Raw genomic sequence first — 25609 nt, 5'->3', positions numbered from 1 at the left:
GGTCCCTATTTCAGCTCGAGCAGCCGTTCGAGATAGCTGCGCTCGATATCGGGGCTGAGCGCGTTGCCGAGCCGCTTGCGGATCGCTTCCAGGATCTGGCGGGCGCGCTGGACGTCGATCTCGTCGGGGACCTTCACCGAATCGCCGAAGTCGGGACCCTGGCTGGCGCGCGGCCGGCCGAGCGGGTCGCGGTCGGCATTCTGCTGACGCCCGCCTTCCTGGCTGCCGCCCTGGTCGCCCTGCATGGCCTGCATCTGCTTCATCATGTCCTTGGCGCCCTTGCGCAGCGCCTCGAGTGCCCGGCCCTGGTGGCCGACGGCCTCGTCGCCCTGGCCCTCGCCAAGCGCCTGCTCGGCGCTGCCCATCGACTTGCCGGCCTCACCAAATCCTTCATTGGGCTCCATGCCCATGCCTTCGAGGTTCTTCTTCAACTGCTCGAGATCGCTCTTCAGCTGGCCCTGGCCTTCCTGCAACTGCTTCAGTGCATCGGCGAATTCCTGCGGCGTCATCGGTTTTTGCCTGGCCAGCGGATCGCGGTCCTCGCCGGCGCCTGGCTTGTCCTGGTCCTCGCCACCGCCCTGGCCAAGCTGCTCATCGCGGTTCTGCCCGCGCTGGCGCTCGCCACGCTGCATCTGGTCCATGCGGAAAGTGTCGTTCATCATCTCCTGCTGGCGTCGCAGGATCTCGCCAAGCTTGTCCATCTGCTGGCGCATCTGGCTGTCCTGCTCGCCGCCCTGCGGCTGACGGCCGGCCTGGAGATTGTTCATCATGTCCTGCAACTGCGACAGCAATTGCTGCGCCTTGTCGCGGTCGCCCGACTTCGCCAGGTTCTCGATCTGGTCCATCATCCGGTCGATGTCGCTCTGGCGCAGTTCCTGGCCGTTCTGCTGCATTTGCGGCGCATTCGGGTTCTGCTTGGCGCGTTCGGCGAATTCCTGCAGGAACTGGTTCATCGCCTCGCGCAGTTCCTTCATCGCCTTCTCGATTTCGGCATCGCTGGCGCCGTTCTTGATGGCGTCCTGCAGCGCCTGCTGCGCCTGGCGCAACCGCTTCTCGGCGGCCGAGAGGTTGCCCTCCTCGATGCCGAGCGCGATTTCCCAGAGATAGGCGACCTCGCCGCGCAGCTGATCGTCGTTGCCGGCCAGTTTCAGCCGGCTGCGCGCGCTCATGATGGCAAGGTAGTGGGACATGTTGTCGAACGTGTCCTCCGGCCGCAGCGTGATGGCGTCGATCAGGTCGAGCACGTGCGGCTTGGCATTGGCGTCGAGGGCCAGCAGGCGGCGCTGTTCGATTACAGCCCGCGCCAGCGGGTTGGAGAAAGGCCGCTCCGGCATCACCAGCGTCCTGGTCTCGCTCGACGCGGTGTGGCCGGCGTCGTCGGTGGCGACCAGCGTCAGCTTGATGCTGCTGCCGGCCCAGACATGCTCGGTCAGGTCCTTGGTGGTCTTGGCGGCATTGGACTTGCCGCCGCGGCGCGGCAGCGCCAACGGCATTTCGGGCGGGCCGTAGAGTGGATGCGCGCCCGGCGCCTGCGGGTCGACCAGCGCGAAGACCGCCTTGGCGGTGGCGGCGCCATAGTCGTCGTCGATCTGGTAGTTGAGTTCGAAAGCGCCGTTGGCGGCGCGCTTGGGCTCGCCGACGAAGCGGATCTGTGGCGGTTTGTCCTCGATCACGGCGAAGGCCCAGCGGCCGAGCTGATCCTCGCCCGATTTCAGCGTCAGCGTGCCGTCGCCGGTCAGCTTGCCGATGAACTGGCGCACCTTCGACGGGGATGCGGGGGTCGGCGCCGCCGGGCTCGCGGCTGACTTGGCGCTGGCCGCCTGTGGTCCGGCGGGGTCGATGGTGCGCGCATTGCCATCCTTGTCGGCATAGGCGAGCGTTTCCTCGCCCGAGCCTCCGGTGACGCGCAGGGAGACGTCGCTGCCCTCGGGCACATGAAACGTCGGCGTTGCCTGGTTGGCGTCGGCGGTCAGGAAGATCGGCGGCTTGCCGGTATAAGCAGGCGGCGTTACCCAGGCATCGATGCGTGGCGGCACGGCATCGTGCGCGCCGTGGGTGCTGAAGCCGTCGGCTATCCTGCCGCCTGTCGGCCCGAAGGAGAAGGCAAAGGCGGTGACGAGCAGCAGCGCGGCCACGGCGCGCAGCCCCCAAGGATCGCGCTCCGGCACCCGGGTGCGCGGCAGGTCGGCGCCAAGGCTGTCGAGCCTGGCGGCCATGCGCTTCTGGTGTTCACGCCACAGCGCCTGCGAGAAGCTGCTTTCGCGGCCGCTTGGCCGGTCGGCCTGCACCAGCACCGGGCTGTGCAGCAATTCGTTGGCGGCCTCGATGCGGCGGTCGACCTCGGCGGCGCCGGGCACGCGGAAGAAACGCAGCGGATAGAGCGCCGCCAGCCCTGCCAGGCCGAATGCGGCGACAAGGCCGATGCGCGCGATATCCGGCAACCGGGAGAAAACGCCGAACCAGGAGATGCTCAGGAACAGGGTGGCGATAAGGATCAGCGGCAGCAGCAGCGGCCAGCCGCGCTCGACCATCATCGAGACCCGCGTCGCCAGCCGGCTGAGTGCAAGGCGCCCGGCGAGACCGCGATCGCTAGAGGTGGGTCGTTGCGTCATCGGCCCTTCCTGGAATCAGGCGGGATAGCCCGATCCTCACGACTCGAAGAATACCAGCAAACACGGCAAAGGCGAGGCGTTCTCAGAAAATGTGAACCCGGCCGAAATGGTTGCAATCAGAAATTGGCGGGGTTTGCGTTGGCGCCACAGACCAGCACGGCGACGCGTTCGCCCGGTGCCGGCGTGTAGCGGCCGGACAGGATCGCGGCGAAGGCGGCGGCCCCACCCGGCTCGGAGATGATGCGCACCCGATGCCACAGCGCCTTCTGCGCGGCGATGATGTCGTCATCACTGACCAGGATGGAGCGCTCGACGAAGGCCTCGGCGATCGGGAACATCATTTCGCCGACGCGCTTCGGCGCCAGCGAATCGGCGGCGATGCCTTCCGCCGGCGCGTCGACGGGATGGCCGGCCTCGAAGGCGCGATGAAGCGTCGGCGCGCCTTCGGGCTCGATGGCGACGATGCGGATGCGGCCGGCATACCAGGCGGCGATGCCGCCGATCAGGCCGCCACCGCCGACGGCGACCAACAGCGTGTCGATCTCGGGCAGGTCGCTCTCGATCTCGAGCCCAAGCGTGCCCTGTCCGACCAGCGTTTCCTCCTGGTTGAAGGCATGGATCTGCAAGGCGCCGGTCTCCTGCGCGAAACGTTCGCTGGCGGCCAGCGCCTCGGCATAGCGGGCACCACCAACCACCAGGTCGGCGCCATAGCCGCGAATGCGGTCCAGCTTGGCTTGCGGGCTCACTTCGGGAACGAAGATGGTCGCCTTGTGGCCGAGCCGCATGGCGGCATAGGCGACGGCAGCGCCATGGTTGCCGCCCGAGGCGGCGACGACGCCGGCCTTGGGAACCGGCCTTTCCAAAAGATTGGTGAAGGCGCCGCGCGCCTTGAACGAACCGGAATGCTGCAGGCATTCGAGCTTGAGGTCTACCGCCAGCGGCGGCCGGTCGAAGTCGGCCATGTCGACGCGCAGCACCGGCGTGTGCCTGATATAGGGACGGATGCGCGGTTCCATCGCGGCAATGCGCTCGCGTGTAACGGGGTTGCCCTGCGCCATGGCGATCTCCTTGGGATTGACAGCAATTAGTAACTTGGCAAAATGACTAAATGCAAGAGGTTGATGTCTTCAAGGCGATCGCCAACGAACGCAGGCTGCAGATCCTCAACTGGCTGAAGGATCCGCGCGCGCATTTCCCGGCTCAGGCCGACGGCGATCTGATCGAGGACGGCGTTTGCGCGCTGCTGATCGCCGAAAAGCTCGGTATCACGCAGGCGACGCTCTCCGAGCATATGCGCGTGCTCACCCAGGCCGGCCTGCTGCGGCCCAAGCGCATCAAGCAATGGACGTTCTACAGCCGTGACGAAGACAGGATCGCCGAGACAAGGACGCTCCTGCAGAACCGGCTGTAGCGCTGCCGGCTGTGGCTTCTATGCCAGCCAGTCAGGCACCGAATCCAGCCCGATCAAATCGTCATAGGTCAGGCGCGGGCGCACGATGTGGAACCGGTCGCCGTCGACCAGCACCTCCGGCACCAGCAGGCGGGTGTTGTAGGTGCCTGCCTGCACCGCGCCATAGGCACCGGCGGTGGAAACGGCAATGAGATCGCCGGCCTTCAGCCTGGGCAAGTCACGGTCGAGGCCGAGATAGTCACCGGTCTCGCAGACCTGGCCAACCACGTCGACCATCATGCGCGGCGTGTCGGCCGGCGGCTGCACGACCGGCCTGATGTCGTGGAAGGCATCGTAAAGCGTTGGCCGGATCAGATCGTTCATGGCGGCGTCGACGACCAGAAAATTCTTGGCGTCGCCTTCCTTCACGAAGATCACTTCCGAAACGAGGATGCCGGCATTGCCAACGATCAGCCGGCCCGGCTCGAACATCACCTTCAGACCGAGCTTGGTGACATGCTTCCTGACGATCTGGGCATAGGCGTCGGGCAAGGGCGGTGGGTTGTTGTCGACACGGTAAGGGATGCCGAGGCCACCGCCGACATCGACATGCTCGATGGCGTGGCCATCGGCGCGCAGTGCGCCGACCAGATCGACCAAAAGGGCGAAGGCGTCGTCGAAGGGCTGCAACTCGGTGATCTGGCTGCCGATATGGGTGTCGATGCCGGTGACCTTGATACCCGGAAGCGTCGCCGCACGGGCATAGACCTGCCGCGCGCGCTGCCAGGCGATGCCGAACTTGTTCTCGGCCTTGCCGGTGGAAATCTTCTTGTGCGTCTTGGCGTCGACATCGGGATTGATGCGCAGCGAGACCGGCGCCACCTTGCCGAGTGCCGTGGCTCGCGCCGACAACAGTTCAAGTTCAGGCTCGGATTCAACGTTGAAGCAAAGGATGCCGGCTTCGAGCGCAAGGTCCATTTCGCGCGCGGTCTTGCCGACGCCGGAAAACAGGATCTTGCTTGCCGGGATGCCGGCCGCCAGCGCCCGGCGCAGCTCGCCTTCCGAGACCACGTCGGCGCCGGCGCCGAGCCTGGCAAGGGTGCGCAGCACAGCCTGGTTGGAGTTGGCCTTCATGGCGTAGCAGACCAGCGCGTCGAGGCCGGCAAAAGCCTGGGCAAAGACGCGGTAGTGCCTGGTCAGCGTGGCCGTCGAATAGCAGTAGAACGGCGTGCCGACCTGAGCGGCGATATCAGGGATTGCCACGTCCTCGGCATGCAGCACGCCGTCGCGGTAGTCGAAATGGTTCACGAGGGTGATTCCGGAAGTTGGAGCACGATAAGATCGGGCTGGAAGCCAAACCCGGCCTGATCGGTTCTAGATCAGCGGGTCGAGGATGAACTTCTTGTCCTTGACTGGTTTTTCCGGCTCCGGCGGCAGCGGCTGCTTGGCCTTCTCGGCATCCTTGCGCGCCTGGACGGCCGCCTCATAGGGCGTGTCGAGACCGGCCTTGCGGCCGCAGGCGGTCACGGCGGCCATCGCCGCCAGCAGCGTCAGCGTCACCAAAATCCTGCTTCCGGTCATCGATCCATCCGTCCGAAACGTTTTGTCAGCCGCCGCTTTTAGCCGAGTTCTCGGCGCATTGCACCCCGGATATTGCCGGTTGCAATATCCGGGATATTGCCGTCGAAATATCGGCCTCAGGCTTTGACCAGCCGCTTTTTCCAATAGCGGATCTGCTTCCTCACTTCCGACGGCGCGGTGCCGCCGAAACTGGTGCGGCTCTTGACCGAATTCTGCACCGCCAGCACCGAGAAGATATCCGATGTGATGCCGGGATTGATCGACTGCAGATCCTCCAGCGAAAGCTTTTCCAGGCTTACCTTCTTCTCCTCGGCCAGCGCCACCGCACGGCCGGTGACATGATGCGCCTCGCGGAACGGCAGGCCCAGCGTGCGCACCAGCCAATCGGCGAGGTCGGTCGCGGTCGCGTGGCCGGAGCCTGCGGCCTTCTTCATCGCGGCCGCGTTGACCGTCATGTCCGAGACCATGCCGGTCATCGCCGCCAGCATCAGGTCGAGCGTCTCGGCGGCGTCGAAGACCGATTCCTTGTCTTCCTGCATGTCCTTGCCATAGGTCAAAGGCATGCCCTTCATCACCGTCAGCAGGCCGACCAGATGGCCGTTGACGCGGCCGGTCTTGCCACGCACCAGTTCGGCGGCGTCGGGGTTCTTCTTCTGCGGCATGATCGAGGAGCCGGTGGAAAAACTATCCGACAGCCTGATGAAGCCGAATTGCGGCGTCGACCAGATGATGATCTCCTCGGCCAGCCGCGACAGATGCGTGGCGCAGACCGCCGCCATGGCGAGGAACTCCAGCGCGAAATCGCGATCGGAAACGCTGTCCAGCGAATTGCGCATCGGCTCGCGGAAACCGAGCGCCCTGGCGGTTCTGTGGCGGTCGATCGGGAAGCTGGTGCCGGCAAGGGCGGCGGCACCGAGCGGGCTCTCGTCCATGCGTTCGATCGCATCGCGCACGCGCGACAGGTCGCGTGCAAACATCTCGACATAGGCCATGCAGTGGTGGCCGAAGGTCACCGGCTGCGCCGCCTGCATATGGGTGAAGCCCGGCATCACGGTCGCCGCGTGCTCCCCGGCCCGCTCCAGCAGCGCCGTGATCAGGCCCTTCAGCGCCCCGGCGACGCGGAAGCATTCGTCCTTGACCCAGAGCCTCAGATCCACCGCCACCTGGTCGTTGCGTGAGCGCGCGGTGTGCAGGCGGCCGGCGGCCGGGCCGATCAGGTCGGCGAGACGGGCCTCGACATTCATGTGGATGTCTTCGAGCTTCGTCGAAAACTCGAAGCGGCCGGCCTCGATCTCTTTCAGGATTGTGTTCAGCCCGTGAGCGATTTTTTCTTGATCGGCCGCCGAAATAATGCCCGTTTGCGCCAGCATCTCGCTGTGGGCGATCGAGCCGCGTATGTCCTGTGCGTAGAGTTTGCGGTCGAACGAGATCGACGCGTTGATCGCTTCCATGATCGCGGCCGGACCCGAGGCAAATCGTCCGCCCCACATCTGGTTGCTGGTCTTCTTGTCGCTCATCGCTATAAAACCCGTGCTTCGGAGCAGTTTTGAGAAAATGGCAGACGGAAACAGATTTTTCCCGGCCCCGCGCCTGATCCTCGCCGCTTTGGTGGCGGGAGCGCTGGCCGGCGCGGTCGCGGTATATGTCAGCGAGAGCCGGTCTGGCAACAATGCACCGGCCCAGGTGGCGGTCGGCGGCAGCAAGGATGACGTCGCCTGCGCCGCCAAGAGCGACCGCGCCAAGAAGATCGCGGCCGCCGCCACCGGCCAGGTCGCGGCCCTGTTGCCCGCCGATCCGCCGCAGTCGATGAAAAGCCTCGCCTTCAATGGCCCGGACGGCAAGCCGATGACGATCGCCGACCATGCCGGCAAGACGGTGCTGCTCAACCTCTGGGCGACATGGTGCGCGCCTTGCCGTGCCGAAATGCCGGCGCTCGATGCGCTGCAGAAGGAGAAGGGCAGCGACAGCTTTCAGGTGGTCGCCGTCAATGTCGATGCCGGCGACGATGTGAAGCCGAAGAAATTCCTCAAGGAAACAGGTGTCGAAGCGCTGGGCTATTACCGGGATTCGACGGTGGCCCTGTTCAACGACCTCAAGGCACGCGGCCTGGCGCTCGGCCTTCCCGCCACCATGCTGATCGACGGCGAAGGCTGCCTGATCGCGCATATGAACGGCCCGGCTGAATGGTCGGGGCCTGACGCCAGGCGGCTGATCGACACGGCGCTCGGATCGTGAGCGATCAAGCCGAGCGCACGCTTGGCTTGAGCAATACGAGACTGCCATCCCGATGGTCTGTGCGCGCCGGAGTGCGCTTGCCGTGGCCGGTCAGGTCGTCGAACGCCTCGATGGGCGCCGGTTTGCCGAGATAGTAGCCCTGGCGTGCTTCCCCGGCGCATTTACGCCCGCTGCCGCACCTGGATATCATTGTCCCCTTAGCCGGATAATCATGGCGGCCGATGCGGTCTTTACGTCTTCGACAGTCGCCCTAGCTACCTAAAACGCCGGCGCGTTTTAATGCCGGCCAAAGCCGCCGAGGGAGAGGAACGGGCAGCTGTGCAAAGGCCGGGGAGCCACAACAGAACTGTCACATACCTTCTCTAAGAGAGCGGGCAAGGACTTGCGCAAGACCCTTGTCACCAGCCACTCAAGAGGGAAAAACCATGACCATGATCAAGCGGGGCTTTGCTGCCATTGCCGCTGGTGCGCTCAGCACCGCGCTGGCAATGCCTGCCTCTGCAGAACCGGTAAAATTCGACTTCTGGTTCGGCCTTTCGGGCGACCTTGCCCGTGTCGTCGACACGCTGTGCAAGAACTTCAACGCCTCGCAGAAGGACTACGAAGTCGTCTGCACCAGCCAGGGCAATTATGACGCCACGCTGCAGAACACCATCGCGGCCTTCCGCGCCGGCAAGCAGCCGGCCGTCGTCCAGGTCTACGATGTCGGCACCGCCACCATGATGCTGTCGGGCGCCTACAAGCCCGCCGACAAGCTGATGGAAGAAAACGGCTACAAGATCGACTATGCCGACTATTTCCCAGGCATCGCGCGCTACTACGCCACGTCGAAGGGCGAGATGCTGTCCTTCCCGTTCAATTCCTCGACCCCGCTGATGTACTGGAACAAGGACGCCTTCGCCAAGATCGGCAAGACCGAAGCACCCAAGACCTGGGAAGATGTCGGCGCCGACCTCAAGGCGTTGAAGGACGCCGGCTACGAGTGCCCGATGGCGATCAACATCTCTGCCAATGAAAGCTGGCAGCTGATGGAGCAGTTCTCGGCGCTCCACAACCAGCCGATCGCCACCAAGAACAATGGTTATGACGGTCTCGACGCGCGTCTGGAAGTCAACAAGACCAAGTTCGTCCAGTATGTCACCGATCTCAAGAAGTGGTATGACGCCGGCCTGATCAAGATCAAGTCCAAGGATCTCGGCCAGGATATGGTCCAGGCCTTCGCCTCGGGTACCTGCCAGGTCATCCTGACCTCGGTCGGCGACCACGGCACGGTCGGCAGGACCCAGAAGGAAGGCATGAAGTGGGATGTCGCCGAATTGCCGGTCTATGCCGGCACCGAGCGCAAGAATTCGCTCGTCGGCGGCGCTTCGCTGTGGGTGCTCTCCGGCAAGTCGGACGCCGAGTACAAGGGCGCTGCCGCCTTCCTGAACTTCATCCACGACCCCAAGACCGCGCTGTTCTGGTCGACCAACACCGGCTACATCCCGGTGACCAAGTCTGGCTTCGACTACATGAAGGGCCAGGGCTTCTACGACAAGGCGCCCTACAAGGGCCGTGAAGTCGCCATCGCCAGCCTGACGGCGTCCGAGCCGACCGAAATCACCCGCGGCATCCGGCTGGGCAACTTCACCCAGATCCGCGCCGAGTTCGGCACGCAGATGCAGGCGATCTTCGCCAACAAGGTCAGCGTCCAGGAAGGCCTCGACACTCTGGTCAAGAACGGCGACGCCATCCTCGAACGCTTCCAGCAGACCTATCCGGGCAAGACCCTGCCCTGACCTCCGATTGCGGAACGGCCGTCCGTCGAGATTCGACGGGCGGCCATTTCATATCTAGTCTTGCCCAAGAAGCGGGCTGACGGTTCAACGGCATCGGCGGATCGATGGAAAAACGCGTCACTTTCGGCAAATGGACGATCGGCATCCTTTTCGCGGTGCCGCAGCTCCTCCTGATCTTCACGTTCTTCTACTGGCCGGCCGGCCAGGCCGTGTACTGGTCGCTGACGCTGCAACAGCCCTGGGGCGGCGGCAACATCTGGGTCGGGCTCGACAATTTCCGCTCGATCCTGTCCAACGCCGACTACTGGAACTCGATCACCGCCAGCCTTGTCTTCGCCGGCATCAGTACCGGTCTCGCAATGTTCATCGCGCTTGTGCTCGCCGCCTTGACCGACCGGCAGCTGGCCGGCTCGCGTCTCTATCGCGTGGTGCTGATCTGGCCCTACGGCATCGCCGCGCCCGCGCTGGCGATGGCGTTCCGCTTCATCCTGGCGCCGGAGGCTGGCTTCATGGCCGTGGTCAACCGGGTCTGGCCCGGCTTCTGGGATCCCGGCCTCGACGGCGCCGACGCCATGGCCTCGATCATCGTCGCCTTCTCGTGGAAATATGTCGGCTACAACTTCATCTTCTTCCTGGCGGCGTTCCAGGCCATCCCGCGTTCGCTGATCGAGGCCGCGGCGATGGACGGTTCCGGTGTCATCAGGCGTTTCTGGGACATCCAGTTTCCGCTGATCACGCCGACCATCTTCTTCCTGCTGGTCATCAACATCACCGAGAGTTTTCAGGACTCCTTCGGCATCGTCGACATCATGACCGCTGGCGGTCCGGCGAACGCGACCAATCTGATGGTCTACAAGATCTATTCCGACGGCTTCAAAGGCCTCGATTATTCAGGTGCCGCCGCGCAGAGCATCATCCTGATGCTGCTCATCATCGTGCTCACCATCTTCCAGTTCCGCTTCATCGAGCGGCGCGTGCACTACAGGTGAGATGGATATGGTCGAGCGCACCCCGTTCCTCAATTTCTTCACGCATCTGATCCTGTTCATCGGCTTCATCTTTTGCATTGCGCCGTTCGTGGTCGTGGTGATCGCGGCGTCGCACAACCTCAAGGATGTCAACGATGTGCCGATGTCGCTGCTGCCGGGCAGCGACTTCTGGGTCAACATCAAGACCGCCTGGACGACCGCCGATCTCGGTCCCAAGCTGCTCAACAGCTTCATCATGGCGACCGGCGTCGCCGCCGGCAAAGTGATCGTCTCGGCGCTCACCGCCTTCTCGATCGTCTACTTCCGCTATCCCGGCCGCATGCTGATCTTCTGGCTGATTTTCATCACACTGATGCTGCCGCTCGAAGTGCGCATCGTGCCGACCTACGCCGTGGTCGCCAACGTGCTCGAGCCGTACCAGGCGATCCTGGACCTGACCGGCATTTCCTGGCTGATCGAAAAAGTCTCGGGCGTGCAGGTCCAGCTCAGCCTCGGACTGCTCAATTCCTACAGCGGCCTGATACTGCCGCTGGTTGCCACCGCGACCGGCACTTTCCTCTACCGGCAGTTCTTCCTGACCGTGCCGGACGAACTGACCGAGGCCGCGCGCATGGACGGCGCGGGCGCGCTGCGCTTCTTCATCGATATCTTGCTGCCGCTGTCGCGCAACAATATGGCGGCGCTCGGCACCATCATGTTCCTGTGGGCCTGGAACCAGTATCTGTGGCCGCTGCTCATCACCACCGATCAGTCGCATGCGATGGCGGTGACCGAACTCAAACAACTGATCCCCAATGTCGGCGGCATTCCGGAATGGCACATCGCCATGGCCGGCACGCTGATCGTCATGCTGCCTCCGCTGATCGTCGTGGTGCTGATGCAGCGCTGGTTCGTGCGCGGCCTGATCGCCACCGAGAAATAAGGAGACAAAAATGGCCTCCATCACAATACGCGGCGTCAAGAAGAACTACGCCAAGACGCAGGTCGTGCACGGCGTCGACCTCGACTTCGCGTCAGGCGAATTCGTCGTCATCCTGGGACCGTCCGGCTGCGGCAAGTCCACGCTGCTCAGGATGATCGCCGGGCTGGAGGAGATTTCCGCCGGCGAGATCGCGATTGACGGCACGGTGGTCAACAGGCTGGAACCGCGCGAGCGCGGCTGCGCCATGGTGTTCCAGAATTACGCGCTCTATCCGCACATGAGTGTTTCGCAGAACATCGGCTATTCGCTCAAGGTCGCCGGCGTTCCCTCGGCCGAGCGCCAGCAGCGCATCCAGGCGGTCGCCCGCACACTGGAGCTCGAACATCTGCTCGACCGCAAGCCGATGGCGCTTTCCGGCGGCCAAAGGCAGCGCGTCGCCATGGGCCGCGCCATGATCCGCGAGCCGAAGGTGTTCCTGTTCGACGAGCCGCTGTCCAATCTCGACGCCAAGCTGCGCGTGCAGATGCGCTCGGAAATTCGCAAGCTGCATCGCCGGCTGAACGCCACCTCCGTCTTCGTCACCCACGATCAGGTCGAGGCGATGACGCTGGCCGACCGGCTGGTGGTGATGAATGGCGGACGCGTCGAGCAGGTCGGCACGCCGGGCGAAATCTATACCCGTCCGGCCAGCCGCTTCGTCGCCACCTTCGTCGGCGCGCCGGCCATGAACATTCTGGAAGGCACGGTCGAGCTCGACGGGCTGTCGCTGCTTGGCGGCAGCCGGCGCCTGGCCATGGCACGGACCGGCCTGCCGGTCGGCGCGAAGGTCGCGATGGGCATCCGGCCCGAGGCCGTCCGGCTGGTGGCGCCCGGCACGGCCGGCGCGCTCAACGCCACCGTCGATCTGGTCGAGGAACTGGGGGCGGGGCGGGTCATCTATGTCGATCTCGACGGCGCACCGTTTTCGGTGATGACGTCGGAGGCGGTCCATCCCGAGCCCGGCAGCCAGGTCGGCCTGAAGATTTCGCCTGAAGACATGCATTTCTTCTCGTCGGAGACGGGAGCCCGCCTCGATGTCTTCAAGGCGTCCGTACCCGAGCCGGCGCTCTGAAAGCGTGATGAAAATCATCCAGGTCACCGATGTGCATCTTGGCCGGCAAGGCGAGCGCCGCTATGGCGCCGACCTGCATCAAAGGCTGGCGTTCTGCATCGCGCATATCAATGCGCATCACGCCGACGCCGCCCTTTGCGTCTTCACCGGCGACCTGACCGAGAGCGGCGCGCCGGAGAGTTACGCGGATCTGCGGGCTGCCCTGAACACGCTGTCGGTGCCGTATAGGCTTCTGCCCGGCAACCATGACCGGCGGGCCAATCTCGTCGCGGCGTTCCCGGAAAATCCGGTCGACGAGAATGGCTTCGTGCAGTCGGTCCATGACACCGGCAACGAAGTGCTGCTGTTCCTCGACTGCCTGGCGGAAGGGCGCATCGGAGGCGAATTGTGCGACAAGCGGCTTGCCTGGCTCGAAGCCCGCCTGAACCGATCAGCCGGCAGGCCCGCCTACATCTTCCTGCACCATCCGCCGGTCGCGCTCGGCCTGCCGCAGCTCGATCCGCTGGCGCTCGAGCAGCCCGAGCGGTTGCTCGGCCTGCTGAAGCGCCATGGCGATGTCCGCCACATCTTCTTCGGTCATGTCCATCGCGACATCGCCGGCACCGTCGCCGGAATTCCGTTCTCGGCGCAGCGCGGCCTGCACGCAAGGTTCGAACTTGCGCTTGACCGGTCGAGCGAAATTGTCGAGCAGGCGCCGCCCGCCTACGCCGTCATCCTTGTCGACAGCGCCAACGAGAGGGTTGTCGTGCATGGCTGTGATTTTCTCGAGCGCTGGCCGATCTATTCAGCCGAAACCGGCGAACGCATCACGGCATGAACCGCGCGCCGGGCGCCGGCCTTCGGTCGCCTAATGCATGTCGCCCAAAAGTGACCTCGGTTTTGGGAGAAACGACATGCATAAAGCAGAGACCTAAAGCGCGTCGCATGAATCCATTTCAACGCGACGCGCTTTAGACGAACACATGCGCCTTTCCCGACACGGTGAGCCGGACGATCTCACCGACCGTCGGTGCGTCCATGCCGGATTTGCGCAGGATCAGCGGCGTGTTGCCGATGGCGGCGGCGTCCGGGGGATCGGCATTGTTCAGGAGCCGCACCGCGATCATGCATGTCGAGCCGGCGAATTCCGATTCCGTCACTTCGCCGAACAGCATGTCTGGGGTGCCCGACATGCCTTCGCGCGACGTGCGTTTCAGCCCGATCTGCTCCGGCCGCAGCATGATGCGGGCGACATCGCGGCTGTCATTGGTATCGACGGCGATGCGGCCGAGCGGCGAGTTGGCGAAGCCGCCCGAAATGCTCGCCGGCAGGATGATGGCGTCGCCGAGGAATTCGGCGATCATCCTGTCCTTCGGCTTGAGGTAGAGATCGCGAGGCGTGCCGACCTGCGAGAATTTTCCATCGCGCATCACCGCCACCTGGGCAGCGAAGGACAGTGCTTCGGCCTGGTCGTGTGTCACCAGGATGGTGGTGATGCCGGCCGCCTCCAGAAGTTCGGCCACGGCCTTGCGCATCGAGGCGCGCAAGCCGGTGTCGAGCGCCGAGAACGGCTCGTCGAGCAGCATCAGCCGCGGCTTCATCGCCATAGCGCGGGCGAGCGCCACGCGCTGCTGCTGGCCGCCGGAAAGCTCGTGTGGGCGGCGCTTGAGGATCGCCTTGTCGAGCCCGACGATGTAGGCCAACTCGACGATGCGCTCGGCGCGTTTGTCATCGCCGCGGCCCATGCCGAAACCGATATTGTCGCCGATGGTCAGATGCGGGAACAGGGCGCCGTCCTGCGCCACCACGCCGATGCCGCGGCGATGCGCCGGGACGGCGGCGCTGCCATTGGCCAGCACCTCGCCACCGAGCACGATGCGGCCCTGGTCCGGTGCCTCGAAGCCGGCGATCAGCCGCAGCAAGGTGGTCTTGCCGCAGCCGGAGGGGCCGACGATCGCGGTGCGGCTGCCGCTGGCGACATCGAGGTCGACACCGGCCAATGCGGCGACCGGGCCGTAATGCTTGTGCAAACCGCGGATTTCGAGAAAGCTCATCGTCCGGCCATCCGTTTCGACTGGACATAGAGCAGCCAGGTCAAGGGCAGCGACATCGCCACCATGATGAAGGCGTAGGGGGCCGCCGAGGCGTAGTCGATCTCGCTGCTGTAGGACCAGAATGCCATCGCCAGCGTGCGGGTGCCGTTCGGTGCCAGCATCTGGGTCGCGGTCAGTTCGTTCATGATGCCGAGCGCCACCAGCGCCATGCCGGCCGCAGCACCAGGGGCCGACAGGCGGATGGTGGTCGACCACAGCGCGTTGAGCGGACGCCTGCCGAGGCTGGACGCGGCGCGCTCGAGCTCGACCGGCGCCTGGGCGATCGAGGCGCGCAGGCTGACCAGGGCGCGCGGCAGGAACATGAGGGCATAGGCGACCAGGATGGTGAACAGCGTCTGATAGAGCGGAAGCGCAATGCGCACGGTGATGGTGACCAGCGCCAGCGCAATGACGACACCCGGTAGCGATCCCACGATGTAGTTGCAACCTTCCAGCAGGCGCTGCAGCGGCCCTGGGGCGCGGATCGAGATCCAGGCCATCGGCATGGCAGCGACAGTGGCAAGCAGTGCCCCGGCAAGCGACAGGAACAGCGTCTGGCCGAGCGCCAGGCCAATCTCGTCGAGACGCCAGACCTCGGCGCCGCCGGCGATGAGCCAGCGGCCGATGGTCACGAACGGCACGCCGAGCGCCAGCAGCGTGGTGGCGACCAGCAAGAGCAGGCTCGGCATGGTGGCGCGGCCGAGGTTCGTGCGCTGCTGGGAACGCGCCGCGCCGGCGCCGACACGGGCATAACGCTCCTCGCCGCGCACCAGCACTTCGAGGCCCAGAAGCACGAAGCAGCAGGTCACCAGCACGCCGGCCAGCATGTTGGCGGCCGGTCCGTTGAAGGTCGATTGAAACTGGTCGACGATCGCCGTGGTGAAGGTGTCGAAGCGGATGAAGACATAGAGGCCGTATTCGGCCAGCAGATGCAGTCCGACCAGCAGCGAGCCGCCGCAGATGGCGAGCCTGAGCTGCGGCATCACGACACGCCAGAAGACGCGCGATGGCCCAAGGCCAAGGGCGGCTGCCGCGTCCTCCAGGGCCGGATCGAGACGGCGCAGCGCTGCCGATATGGGCAGATAGAGGAAGGGAAAATAGGCGATCACGGACACCAGCACGCCGGCCCACAGGCCATGCAGGCCGGGCACCATGGTGATCCAGGCATAGGAGTGCACGAAAGCGGGGATGGCGAGCGGCGCCACGCACAGCCAGGCCCACAGCCTGGCGCCGGGCAGGTCGCTGCGCTCGGTCAGCCAGGCCAGCGCGACAGACAGTATGATGGCGATCGGCACGGTCAGCAGCACCAGCAGCGTGGTGTTGACCAGCAGTTCCCCGACGCGCGGCCTGAAGACCAGCGCCGACACGGTCTCCCAGCCGGTCTGCACCGCGATCCAGACGATGAAGGCAAGCGGCAAAAGGGCGAACAGCGCAACGAAGACGGCGGCGGTGACAAGCCAGCGTGCCGCCCGCCGATGCGGCATTCGGCGCATCTTCGACGGCAAGCCGGCGCGCCCGAGATCTACGGCGGACTGCATCAGCTCGGACGCCCGACGGTTGCGGCGGCGTGCCGGCAATCGAGGGACCACGGTCGGAGGTCAGGAACGCAGCGTGTCGTCATCGACGAATGCCATCTCGAAAACAAAACGCTCCCGCGGAAGGTGGATTCCCGCGGGAGCACGGTCGGTTTGTCCTTATTAGGACGAACGGCAACTAAAGCAAGCCGGCTGCCGTCATCAGGTCGGTGACCTTCTTGGAGTTCAGCGTCGTGGCGTCGACTTTCGGTGCCTGCAGGTCGGCCAGCGGAACGAGCTTCGGGTTGGACTCGGCACCCTTGCCGACGGCGTATTCGAAGGAGTTTCCGTTCTTCAGCACATCCTGGCCGCCCTTGCCGGTCACCCATTTCAGGAAGGCCTGGGCTTCCTTCTGATGCTTGCTCGAGGCGAGCACGCCGCCACCCGAGACCGAAACGAAGGCGCCTGGATCCTGGTTCTTGAAATAGTGCAGCGCGACGTTCTTGCTGTTCTCGCCGGTCTTGGCCTGATCGCCGAAGTAGTAATAGTGGTAGATCACCCCACCCTCGATCTCGCCGGCGTTGACCGCCTTCATCACCGTGCTGTTGCCCTTGTAGGCGGTGAAGTTCTCCTTCATCGCCTTCAACCAGTCCGCCGTGGCGGCCTCGCCCTTGAGCTGCAGCAGCGCGCTGACGATGGCCTGGAAATCGGCGCCCGACGGCGAGGCCGCCCAGCGGCCCTTCCAACTCGGGTCGGCGAGGTCGAGCAGCGACTTGGGCAACTGCTCGGTCTTGAGCTTGGTCGTGTTGTAGGCAAAGACGGTGCTGCGCGCGGCAACACCCACCCATTTGCCGCTGGCCGCCTGATAGTCCTGCGGCACCTGTGCCAGCGTGTCGGCATCGACGGGCGCGAACAGGCCGGCATTCTCGACCAGCACCATGGCGGGCGAATTCTCCGTCAGGAACACGTCGGCGGGCGAGGCGGCCCCTTCGGCAACGATCTGGTTGGAGAAATCGCTGTCGCCGCCATTGCGCAGCGTGACCTTGATGCCGGTCTCCTTGGTGAAACCTTCAGCCCATTCCTTGCCAAGGCTTTCGTGCTGGGCGTTGTAGACGATGATGCCGGCATCCTCGGCCCGCGCCGGACCGGCGGCCAGGCCGATTGCAAGTGCGGTGGCGCCGACAAGGGCGGAAAGGGTGTATCTCATGGCGTCATCCTCGCTTTCGTTGGTCTTGGCACGCCGCACCTATCGATACATGACACGAATAGTCAACATTGTTGGCCTGCTTCAATCGGTCGCTGAGGCACAAAGAGCGGCGCGAGGCGGACAATTCCATGTGATGGCATCCCGGACCGACGGTTTCCGCAAGACGTACGAGCAAGGCCCATGAAGTCGTCCGGCCTGAGGCTGAGCCTCCAGGACCCGCAAACTTTCGTGATTTGCCCGCAGTTTGGCTTGGACATTATTTCGCCGGCCACGTAACAAATCAGTGCCGAGGCACGAAAATCGGGGGAGTGAACTCTTGTGAGCGGCAAGGACGAGGCCGAGCTTTCCCGGCTGTTGCGGGCCGCGATCGCCGGAGATGAAAAGGCCTATGCCGACTTTCTGCACCGGATTGCCGCGCTGGTGCGCGGCTTTGTCCGGCGCAAGATCGTGCAGGGCGGAGTCGATCCCGAGGATGTCGTGCAGGAAACCTTGCTGGCCATTCATGTGAAACGGCATACCTGGCGCCAGGACGCGCCGGTGCTGCCGTGGATCTATGCGATTGCCCGCTTCAAGCTGATCGATGCGTTCCGGCGGCGCGGTCGGCGCATCGAAATCGATGTCGACGATATTGCGGAGACCTTCGCCGAACCGGAAACCGAAACCGTCAGCGAGCGCGACATCAACAGGGCCCTGGACGGGCTGCCGCCGGCACAGCGTTCGGTGGTTTCGGCCGTATCCGTGGAAGGCCGCTCGATCGGCGAGACGGCAGCGAAGTTCGGCATCAGCGAGACGGCGGTGCGTGTGTCGCTGCATCGCGGGCTAGCCGCCATAGCCAAGCGATTCGGGCAGGGGCGAGTCGGGCGGGAATGACATGAGGACCGAAGATCTCATCAAGGCGCTCGACGCCGATGCAAGCAGCAGGGCGATGCCGCTGCGCTCGGCCTGGTGGCTGGCGGCTGGCGTGGCCATTGTCATCGCGGCAATCGTTTTCCTGCTGACGATCGGCCCGCGCCCCGATTTCATGGTGGCCGCGCACACGATGCGCTTCCTGTCCAAATTCGTTTTCACCATCGTGCTTGCCGTCACCGCCTTCGGCCTGATCCGGGCGCTGTCGACACCTGGCGCCTCAACGGCCAGGGCCATGGCCTGGACGGCCGCGGCTCCTCTGCTGGTGGCCGTGGCGGTGGTTCTGGAGCTCTTCATGGTGCCGGAGGCGTTGTGGGGCACCAGGATGATCGGCTCCAACATGATGATCTGCATGGGCTTCATCCCGCTGATCGGCATCGGCCCGCTGGCCATCTTCCTGTGGATGCTGCGCTATGGCGCGCCGACACGGCCGGTGCTTGCCGGCGCGGTGGCGGGGTTGCTCGCCGGCGGGCTGGCGGCGACCTTCTATGCCGCGCACTGTTTCGACGATTCGCCGCTTTTCGTCGCCACCTGGTACACGATCGCGATCGCCCTTCTCACCTTGCTCGGCGCGCTCGGCGGACGGTTTTTCGTGCGCTGGTAGCAGGATAGAAGCGACCACACCCCGTGCACACCGATCCTTAATCATGCCGGCGATTGTTTGCCGGTTGACCATATCGCGGTACCCCCACGCAACCTTTCCTTAAAATCGATCCTTCAGGGTTCTCTCGAGAAAAAAGCGATTGCCCACGGGGGTGGCACGGATCGTGAGACTGCGAGGACCGATCAGGCTCGACAAACATGCAACTCCGGCGTTGCTCGTGGCCGGCTTCGCCGTGGCCGCGGTCCTGGTCGTGCTGTCGAGGCTGGACCTTGGCGCGGAAGCGCTCAGACTTTGCCTTCAAATGTCGGTCGCGATGACAATCGGCGCGCTTTTCTTCGCCTGTCTTTTCATCGGCCGCATCTCGAAAGATCGGCGGCAGATCGCCGAGAGCGAGCAGCGCTTCCGCCAGGCGATGGAGGACTCGGCAATCGGCATCGCCGTCGTCGGCCTCGATGGGCGCATTGTGCAAACCAATCCGGCGTTCGCCTCGATGCTCGGCTACAGCCGCGAAGAGATCGAGGCGCTGACCTTCTTCCAGATCACGCACCCCGACGACCTGCATGTCGGGCGGGAGACCATGGAAGGCATCAAAGCTGGCACGGTCAACGCCTTCCAATTCGAGAAGCGCTACCTCAAGAAGAACGGTACAGCCGTCTGGGCGCATCTCGCCGGCTCCGTCATTCGAGAGGAGAAGAGCGGCCGCGCGCTCTATCTCGTTTCACAGATCGAGGACATCGACGCGCGCAAACAGGCCGAGGCGCGTATCGCCGAGGCTGAAACGCGCTGGAATTTCGCGCTTGCCGGCGCCGGCCAGGGCGTCTGGGATCTCGACATCCGCAAGGGCGGCACGACCTACTCCTCGACCTGGGTCAAGATGCTGGGTTATGCGGATGGCGAACTCGACGGCGACCCCGATCTTTGGCTGACGATGATCCATCCCGACGACCGCGAAACCGTCGCCGAGGCGGATCGCGCCCATCTAGACGGCCAGACAGAGTTCTTCGAGGCCGAGTTCAGGATGCGTCACAAGGACGGCCGCTGGATCTGGATCCTCGACCGCGGCAAGGCCATCGAGCGTGACGGGGACGGGCGTCTGATCCGGGCCATCGGCAGCCTGACCGACATCACCCGGCGCAAGGAGGCCGAGGAGCGTCTGACCGTATCGGCGGCAATGCTGGCCGACGAGAAAGAGCGGCTCCGGGTGACGCTGCAATCGATCGGCGATGCCGTCATCTGTACCAATGCGGCGAACCGCGTCACCTTCATGAATCCGGTTGCCGAGAAGCTGACCGGCGTCCCGACGGAGGCGGCTCTCGGCAAGACGCTCGGTCATGTCTATTGGGCGGTGGACGAGGAGACGGGACACAGGATCGGCGTGACACGGCCGGCGATCGGTGCGGAGACGCCCTCCGACCAGAACAGCCGCGCCGTGCTGGTCCGCCGCGACGACACACGCTGCAGTATCCGTCAGGTCGTGTCGCCGATCATGAACGAGCGCAACGAATTCTGCGGGCTGGTCATCGTTTTCCAGGATTTTACCGATGCACGCGCCCTGCAGCGGCAGCTTGCACACGCCGCCGCGCATGATGCGCTGACCGGCCTTGCCAATCGCTCGAGCTTCATCCGCACCATGGAGGAGCTGGTCGTTCAGGCCCGCAAGGATGCCGCCGGGGCTGGCAGCAGCCGCCATCAGTTCATGTTCATCGACCTCGACCATTTCAAGCTGGTCAACGACACCGGCGGTCACGCCGCCGGAGACGCCTTGCTGAAGCGGGTCGCACAGGCCGTGCGTGGCGTAGTCGGGCCCGAAGACCTCGTCGCGCGCCTGGGCGGCGACGAATTCGCGGTCATCCTGAAATCGGGCTCGACCGCCGGCGCCAGGGTCGCGGCGCGCTCCATCATCGATGCGATAGCGGGATTGGACTTCAGCTGGGATGACCGGCCGCATGCCATCGGCGCCAGCATCGGTGTTGCCGCAATCAACGCCAATTGCGGCGAAGCAGACGAGATCATCGCAAGGGCCGACGCCGCCTGCTATGCCGCCAAGGCGGCCGGCCGCGGGTGCGTCTGCGTGGCGCCCGACGACAAGTCGGAGCCGCAGGCGCCGCTTGCCGCGGCGTCGTGAACGGACGCGCTCTATCTCTTTGTTTTAACGCAATTCCCAAGCGAAAGCGCTTCGCGCTCTTCCCGGGAAACCGTTCACTCTTTTCGTGGAATTGGCCTAGCGCGTCGGAACGGGGTGCTCGCCGCGATAGTCGTAGAAACCGCGCCCGGTCTTGCGGCCGAGCCAGCCGGCTTCGACATATTTCACCAGCAGCGGGCAGGGGCGATACTTCGAATCCGACAGGCCGTCATGCAGCACCTGCATGATCGACAGGCAGGTGTCGAGGCCGATGAAATCGGCCAGCTGCAGCGGTCCCATCGGATGATTGGCGCCGAGCCGCATGGCGGTGTCGATGGCGTCGACGGAGCCGACACCCTCATAGAGCGTGTAGATCGCCTCGTTGATCATCGGCAGCAGGATGCGGTTGACGATGAAGGCCGGGAAATCCTCCGAGACCGTGATCGTCTTGTCGAGCTGCTTCACATAGGTCTTGGCGGCCTCGAAGGTCTGATCCTCGGTGGCGATGCCGCGCACCAGCTCGACCAGCTTCATCAGCGGCACCGGGTTCATGAAATGTATGCCGATGAAGCGCTCCGGCCGGTCGGTCTGCGCGGCGAGCCGCGTGATCGAGATCGACGAGGTGTTGGTCGCCAGTATGGCTTCGGGATTGAGCTGCGGACAGAGCTGCGCGTAGATCTTGCGCTTGACCGTCTCGTCCTCGGTCGCCGCCTCGATCACCAGATCGGCGCCGGCAAGATCGGCCATCGTCGGTGCGGAGGCAATGCGCGCCATCGCCTGGTTGCGCAGCTTCTCGTCGAGCTTGCCGGAGCCCACCTGGCGGGCCATGTTGCCGCTGATGGTGGCGATGCCCTTTTCAATGCGGTCGGGCGAAATATCGTAGATCAGCACCTTGTAGCCCGAAAGCGCGGAGACATGGGCGATACCCCCACCCATCTGGCCTGCGCCGATGATGCCGATCGTCTCGATCTTGCTCATTACACCGATCCCGTCCAAAGGCTTTTGCAGCCTGCTTTTTGTGCGGTGCAAACTAAAAGGGCGGGGCGACTTCGTCTACCCCACCCCAAGCATTTAATACGCTTTGCCAGAGAGCGTCAAAGCGCCTTCTGCAACTCCGGCAGAATGACGAAGAGATCGCCGACGAGGCCGTAGTCGGCAACCTGGAAGATCGGCGCCTCCTCGTCCTTGTTGATGGCGACGATGACCTTGGAATCCTTCATGCCGGCGAGATGCTGGATGGCGCCGGAGATGCCGACCGCGATGTAGAGGTCCGGAGCGACCACCTTGCCGGTCTGGCCGACCTGCCAGTCGTTCGGTGCGTAGCCGGCATCGACAGCGGCACGCGAGGCGCCGACCGCCGCACCGAGCTTGTCGGCGACCGGCAGGATGACCTCCTGGAACTTCTCCGACGAGCCGAGCGCGCGGCCGCCCGAGATGATGATCTTTGCCGAGGTCAGTTCCGGACGGTCCGTCTCCGAGAGCTTGTTCTCGACGAAGGTGGACAGGCCGGGATTGGCTGCGGCGTTGACCATCTCGACCTGGGCCGAGCCGCCCTCGGGCGCCGCCTGGAAGGAGGCGGTGCGCACGGTGATGACCTTCTTGGCGTCTGTCGATTGCACGGTCTGGATGGCGTTGCCGGCATAGATCGGGCGCTTGAACGTGTCCGGCGAGACCACTTCGATGATCTCGGAGACCTGCGCGACATCGAGCAGGGCCGCGACGCGCGGCGCGACATTCTTGCCCGACGAGGTCGCCGGCGCGATGATGGCGTCGTAACCGCCAGCAAGCGACACGACGAGGGCTGCCGTCGGTTCGGCGAGGCGCTCGGCGAGCTCGTCTGCTTCGGCAAGCAGCACCTTGCCGACGCCCTTGAGCTTGGCGGCAGCGTCCGCCGCACCCTTGGCGCCCTTGCCGGCCACCAGCACATGCACGTCCGAGCCGATCTGTAGGGCCGCCGAAAGCGCCTTGGCGGTCTGGTCGGAAAGGCTGGCATTGTCGTGTTCAGCGATCAGAAGAATAGCCATTGATGATATTCCTGACTTTCGTTTTCGAGGCTCCCTGAAATCCGGTCAGGCCGAGTCGAAAACGGTTGGTTTCGAGAACCGGAGCGGAGCGTACTTTTGTACGTGAGCACCGGAAGCGGAGAAACCGGCCGTTTGCAGGCCGGCCTCATCGGATTTCCTTACAAAACGCCGGCTTCGTTCTTCAGCTTGTCGACCAGTTCGGCGACGCTCTTGACCTTGACGCCCGCCTTGCGGCCGCCCGGCTCCTCGGTCTTGATGATCTTCAGCCGCGGCTTGACGTCTGCGCCGTAGTCGGCCGGGGTCTTTTCGTCGAGCTGCTTCTTCTTGGCCTTCATGATGTTGGGCAGCGAGGCATAGCGCGGCTGGTTGAGGCGAAGATCGGCGGTGACGATCGCCGGCATCTTCAATTCCACCGTCTGCAGGCCGCCGTCGACTTCGCGCGTCACCTTGGCCTTGTCTCCGTCGAGCACAACCTTGGAGGCGAAAGTGCCTTGCGCCCAGCCGAGCAGGGCCGCCAGCATCTGGCCGGTCTGGTTGGAATCGTCGTCGATCGCCTGTTTGCCCAGGATGACGAGGCCGGGCTGCTCTGCGTCGACGACGCCCTTCAGCACCTTGGCGACGCCGAGCGGCTCGGTCTGTTCGTCGGTCTTGACCAGGATGGCGCGGTCGGCGCCCATGGCGAGCGCGGTGCGCAGGGTCTCCTGCGCCTGCTGCGGGCCGATCGAGACGACAATGATCTCCTCGGCCTTACCGGCTTCCTTGAGCCGGATCGCCTCTTCCACCGCGATCTCGTCGAACGGGTTCATCGCCATCTTGACGTTGGCGAGTTCCACCGCCGAACCGTCGGCCTTCACGCGAACCTTGACGTTCGCATCCACAACCCGCTTCACGGGCACAAGGATCTTCATTTGCCTGTCACCTCTTCACGCTAGTTAGGCGCGCTATAACAGCTTGCGCCCCTTCTGAGTTGTCGAAAGCCGACATTCCGGATGGAAATTCTGGTCTTTGCCCGTCTTGGACTGCTCCTTAACAGCCTTGGGGCTCGGACGGAGACGTTTCCGTAGTTGCGGCAACCCTTGCCGTCAATACGCTGAAAGCGGCTCAAATCGGTTCAGTTTGGGCCAGGGGGGGTTCCCCGGCCCCAGCGCGTCGTGGTGGCCTGCGGTTCAGGCGCCGCTGGTTCGGCAGCAACCGGCGGCTGGTCGAGCTTGGGAGCCACGGCATCCTCGTCCGCGCCGGCAAAAAGCGGCACGCCGCGGCTGCGCAGGACCAGCACCAGCACCGCGCCGGCGATGATGCCGCCAATATGGCAGGCCCAGGAAATCTGGTCCTCGCCGCCGGCGGCGAACATGAAGACCTGGAACAGCACCCACAGGATAAGCGGGATGAAGGCCGGAATGCGCAGCGGGATGCGGGCAAAGGCCAGGACCCAGACCTTAACCCTGGGATAGAGGATCAGATAGGCGACGACCACGCCGGCGATGGCGCCGGAGGCGCCGATCAGCGGCACCTGCGAATCCCAGGCGACAAGCCCCTGGAAGGCGGCGCCGGCGATGGCGCACAGGAGATAGAAGATCAGGTAGCGGATGTGGCCGAGCGCGTCCTCGACATTGTCGCCGAACACCCACAGGAACAGCATGTTGCCGCCAAGATGAAAGATGTCCGCATGCAGGAAGGAATAGGTAAGGTAGCTCAGGCTTTCCGGAATGATGATGAACCGAGGATCAAGCTCGGCCGTGTTGTGAACCACGGACGGAATAAAGCCGAGGCCAAGCACGGCGGCATTGGTGAAGTTCTCGCCGCCGAGTGCCGTGGCGCAATAGACCAGCGCGTTGACCACGATCAGGCCGATCGTCACATATTGCAGGCGGATGTGGCGCAGCCTGTTTGTGTCGTAAAGCGGGATGAACATGCGTGCCTGGTCCCCTCCCGCCTTTTCGATCCGTTCAGCTCAGCGGTTCTTGCCGGGAACCCATAGCACGTCGGCATTTCCATTGTCATTGACCGCCCGGGCGGCGACAAACAGGAAATCCGAGACGCGGTTGATGTATTTCAACCCCTCAGGGTTGACGTGCTCGCCCGGGTCTTGAGCCAGCGCCACCATCAGCCGTTCGGCCCGCCGCGCCACCGTGCGGGCCAGATGCAGCGCCGCCGCCGCCGGCGTGCCGCCGTTGAGCACGAAGGATTTGAGCGGCTGAAGATCCTTGTTGAGGAGGTCGATGTCCTTCTCGACGCGGTCGGTCTGCGCGGCAACGATACGCAGCGGCTCGTAGCCAAGCGGCTTGCCGTCATCGGGCACGGCGAGATCGGCGCCGAGGTCGAAGAGATCGTTCTGGATGCGCGACAGCATGGCATCGATCGCCGGGTGGTTCGCTGCGGTATGCACGCGCGCCATGCCGATGCAGGCATTGGCTTCGTCGACCGTGCCGTAGGCGTCCACCCGCAGGTCGGATTTCAGCCGCCGCTCACCAGTGCCGAGACCCGTCGTGCCGTCATCGCCGGTGCGGGTGTAGATCTTGTTGAGCTTGACCATGTCGCCTCC

At 64.4% G+C, this 25609-nt stretch carries 24 protein-coding genes; 10 read left to right on the top strand and 14 right to left on the bottom strand.

Going from position 1 to position 25609, the window contains the following annotated elements; translation table 11 throughout:
* Nucleotides 1–5: 5 nt before the first annotated feature.
* Both CK227_RS06095 and CK227_RS06090 read right to left on the bottom strand, forming a co-directional pair.
* The gene (locus CK227_RS06095) at nt 6–2612 is read right to left on the bottom strand and encodes a TIGR02302 family protein (protein WP_095772267.1); all 2607 of its coding nucleotides are present in this window, start codon (nt 2610–2612) and stop codon (nt 6–8) included.
* Nucleotides 2613–2728: 116 nt separating this feature from the next.
* Complete coding sequence (locus CK227_RS06090) at nt 2729–3670, bottom strand: threonine/serine dehydratase (protein ID WP_095772268.1); 942 nt, start codon at nt 3668–3670, stop codon at nt 2729–2731.
* A 50-nt stretch (nt 3671–3720) separates the two neighbouring features.
* Between CK227_RS06090 and CK227_RS06085 the strand changes: the two genes are divergently transcribed.
* Entirely contained in the window at nt 3721–4023 is a 303-nt protein-coding gene (locus tag CK227_RS06085; RefSeq protein WP_095772269.1) for a metalloregulator ArsR/SmtB family transcription factor, read from the top strand.
* Between the two features lie 18 nt (nt 4024–4041).
* On the opposite strand, the gene lysA is transcribed toward CK227_RS06085, so the two are convergent.
* The 3 genes from lysA to argH all read right to left on the bottom strand — a co-directional run bounded on the left by lysA (nt 4042) and on the right by argH (nt 7100).
* Nucleotides 4042–5310, bottom strand: a complete 1269-nt coding sequence (gene lysA, locus CK227_RS06080; RefSeq protein ID WP_095772270.1) for a diaminopimelate decarboxylase — start codon at nt 5308–5310, stop codon at nt 4042–4044.
* Between the two features lie 66 nt (nt 5311–5376).
* Nucleotides 5377–5583, bottom strand: coding sequence for a hypothetical protein (locus CK227_RS06075; protein WP_019861402.1), 207 nt, complete (start codon nt 5581–5583; stop codon nt 5377–5379).
* Nucleotides 5584–5699: 116 nt separating this feature from the next.
* Nucleotides 5700–7100, bottom strand: coding sequence for an argininosuccinate lyase (gene argH / locus CK227_RS06070; RefSeq protein WP_095772271.1), 1401 nt, complete (start codon nt 7098–7100; stop codon nt 5700–5702).
* A gap of 37 nt (nt 7101–7137) precedes the next feature.
* Between argH and CK227_RS06065 the strand changes: the two genes are divergently transcribed.
* Nucleotides 7138–7818 (top strand): TlpA disulfide reductase family protein, encoded by a 681-nt coding sequence (locus CK227_RS06065; protein ID WP_095772272.1) that lies wholly within the window; start codon nt 7138–7140, stop codon nt 7816–7818.
* A 4-nt stretch (nt 7819–7822) separates the two neighbouring features.
* Here the strand turns inward: CK227_RS06065 and CK227_RS06060 are convergent, their stop codons facing one another.
* Nucleotides 7823–8008 (bottom strand): hypothetical protein, encoded by a 186-nt coding sequence (locus CK227_RS06060; RefSeq protein WP_095772273.1) that lies wholly within the window; start codon nt 8006–8008, stop codon nt 7823–7825.
* Between the two features lie 235 nt (nt 8009–8243).
* Here CK227_RS06060 and CK227_RS06055 point away from each other — a divergent pair, with 235 nt between their 5' ends.
* The 5 genes from CK227_RS06055 to CK227_RS06035 all read left to right on the top strand — a co-directional run bounded on the left by CK227_RS06055 (nt 8244) and on the right by CK227_RS06035 (nt 13435).
* Nucleotides 8244–9596 (top strand): extracellular solute-binding protein, encoded by a 1353-nt coding sequence (locus tag CK227_RS06055; protein ID WP_095772274.1) that lies wholly within the window; start codon nt 8244–8246, stop codon nt 9594–9596.
* A 104-nt stretch (nt 9597–9700) separates the two neighbouring features.
* The gene (locus CK227_RS06050; protein WP_095772275.1) at nt 9701–10585 is read left to right on the top strand and encodes a sugar ABC transporter permease; all 885 of its coding nucleotides are present in this window, start codon (nt 9701–9703) and stop codon (nt 10583–10585) included.
* A gap of 7 nt (nt 10586–10592) precedes the next feature.
* A complete protein-coding gene (locus CK227_RS06045) occupies nt 10593–11507 on the top strand; it encodes an ABC transporter permease subunit (protein ID WP_095772370.1) in 915 nt (304 codons plus the stop codon).
* Between the two features lie 10 nt (nt 11508–11517).
* On the top strand, nt 11518–12618 hold the full coding sequence (locus tag CK227_RS06040) for a sn-glycerol-3-phosphate import ATP-binding protein UgpC (protein WP_095772276.1): 1101 nt from the start codon (nt 11518–11520) through the stop codon (nt 12616–12618).
* A 7-nt stretch (nt 12619–12625) separates the two neighbouring features.
* Nucleotides 12626–13435 carry a phosphodiesterase gene (locus CK227_RS06035; RefSeq protein WP_095772277.1) on the top strand — a complete coding sequence of 270 codons (810 nt, stop codon included), beginning with the start codon at nt 12626–12628 and terminating at the stop codon, nt 13433–13435.
* A gap of 133 nt (nt 13436–13568) precedes the next feature.
* Here CK227_RS06035 and CK227_RS06030 read toward each other — a convergent pair whose 3' ends face one another.
* The 3 genes from CK227_RS06030 to CK227_RS06020 form a co-directional block, all read right to left on the bottom strand.
* Entirely contained in the window at nt 13569–14651 is a 1083-nt protein-coding gene (locus tag CK227_RS06030; protein WP_095772278.1) for an ABC transporter ATP-binding protein, read from the bottom strand.
* Nucleotides 14648–16228 (bottom strand): iron ABC transporter permease, encoded by a 1581-nt coding sequence (locus CK227_RS06025; RefSeq protein ID WP_179296396.1) that lies wholly within the window; start codon nt 16226–16228, stop codon nt 14648–14650. The genes CK227_RS06030 and CK227_RS06025 overlap by 4 nt, the downstream gene beginning before the upstream one ends.
* 175 nt (nt 16229–16403) lie before the next feature.
* The gene (locus CK227_RS06020; RefSeq protein WP_095772371.1) at nt 16404–17411 is read right to left on the bottom strand and encodes an iron ABC transporter substrate-binding protein; all 1008 of its coding nucleotides are present in this window, start codon (nt 17409–17411) and stop codon (nt 16404–16406) included.
* A 318-nt stretch (nt 17412–17729) separates the two neighbouring features.
* Between CK227_RS06020 and CK227_RS06015 the strand changes: the two genes are divergently transcribed.
* The 3 genes from CK227_RS06015 to CK227_RS06005 all read left to right on the top strand — a co-directional run bounded on the left by CK227_RS06015 (nt 17730) and on the right by CK227_RS06005 (nt 21046).
* The gene (locus CK227_RS06015) at nt 17730–18281 is read left to right on the top strand and encodes a sigma-70 family RNA polymerase sigma factor (RefSeq protein WP_095772280.1); all 552 of its coding nucleotides are present in this window, start codon (nt 17730–17732) and stop codon (nt 18279–18281) included.
* A 1-nt stretch (nt 18282) separates the two neighbouring features.
* Nucleotides 18283–18921, top strand: a complete 639-nt coding sequence (locus CK227_RS06010; RefSeq protein ID WP_095772281.1) for an NrsF family protein — start codon at nt 18283–18285, stop codon at nt 18919–18921.
* 163 nt (nt 18922–19084) lie between these two features.
* Nucleotides 19085–21046 carry a PAS domain S-box protein gene (locus CK227_RS06005; protein ID WP_245318093.1) on the top strand — a complete coding sequence of 654 codons (1962 nt, stop codon included), beginning with the start codon at nt 19085–19087 and terminating at the stop codon, nt 21044–21046.
* 96 nt (nt 21047–21142) lie between these two features.
* Here the strand turns inward: CK227_RS06005 and CK227_RS06000 are convergent, their stop codons facing one another.
* The 5 genes from CK227_RS06000 to CK227_RS05980 form a co-directional block, all read right to left on the bottom strand.
* Nucleotides 21143–22021: a 3-hydroxybutyryl-CoA dehydrogenase gene (locus tag CK227_RS06000; RefSeq protein WP_015315562.1), complete on the bottom strand. Its 879-nt coding sequence runs from the start codon at nt 22019–22021 to the stop codon at nt 21143–21145.
* A gap of 116 nt (nt 22022–22137) precedes the next feature.
* Nucleotides 22138–23067 carry an electron transfer flavoprotein subunit alpha/FixB family protein gene (locus CK227_RS05995; protein WP_095772283.1) on the bottom strand — a complete coding sequence of 310 codons (930 nt, stop codon included), beginning with the start codon at nt 23065–23067 and terminating at the stop codon, nt 22138–22140.
* Between the two features lie 158 nt (nt 23068–23225).
* Nucleotides 23226–23975: an electron transfer flavoprotein subunit beta/FixA family protein gene (locus tag CK227_RS05990; RefSeq protein ID WP_095772284.1), complete on the bottom strand. Its 750-nt coding sequence runs from the start codon at nt 23973–23975 to the stop codon at nt 23226–23228.
* A 203-nt stretch (nt 23976–24178) separates the two neighbouring features.
* On the bottom strand, nt 24179–24979 hold the full coding sequence (locus CK227_RS05985; RefSeq protein WP_095772285.1) for a rhomboid family intramembrane serine protease: 801 nt from the start codon (nt 24977–24979) through the stop codon (nt 24179–24181).
* Nucleotides 24980–25018: 39 nt separating this feature from the next.
* Entirely contained in the window at nt 25019–25600 is a 582-nt protein-coding gene (locus CK227_RS05980) for a cob(I)yrinic acid a,c-diamide adenosyltransferase (protein ID WP_095772286.1), read from the bottom strand.
* Nucleotides 25601–25609 lie beyond the last annotated feature (9 nt).

The organism is Mesorhizobium sp. WSM4308 (assembly GCF_002294905.1).
Lineage (GTDB): Bacteria > Pseudomonadota > Alphaproteobacteria > Rhizobiales > Rhizobiaceae > Mesorhizobium.
Note: the sequence above shows the minus strand (reverse complement) of the source record. Positions and strands in the feature narration are given on the sequence as shown.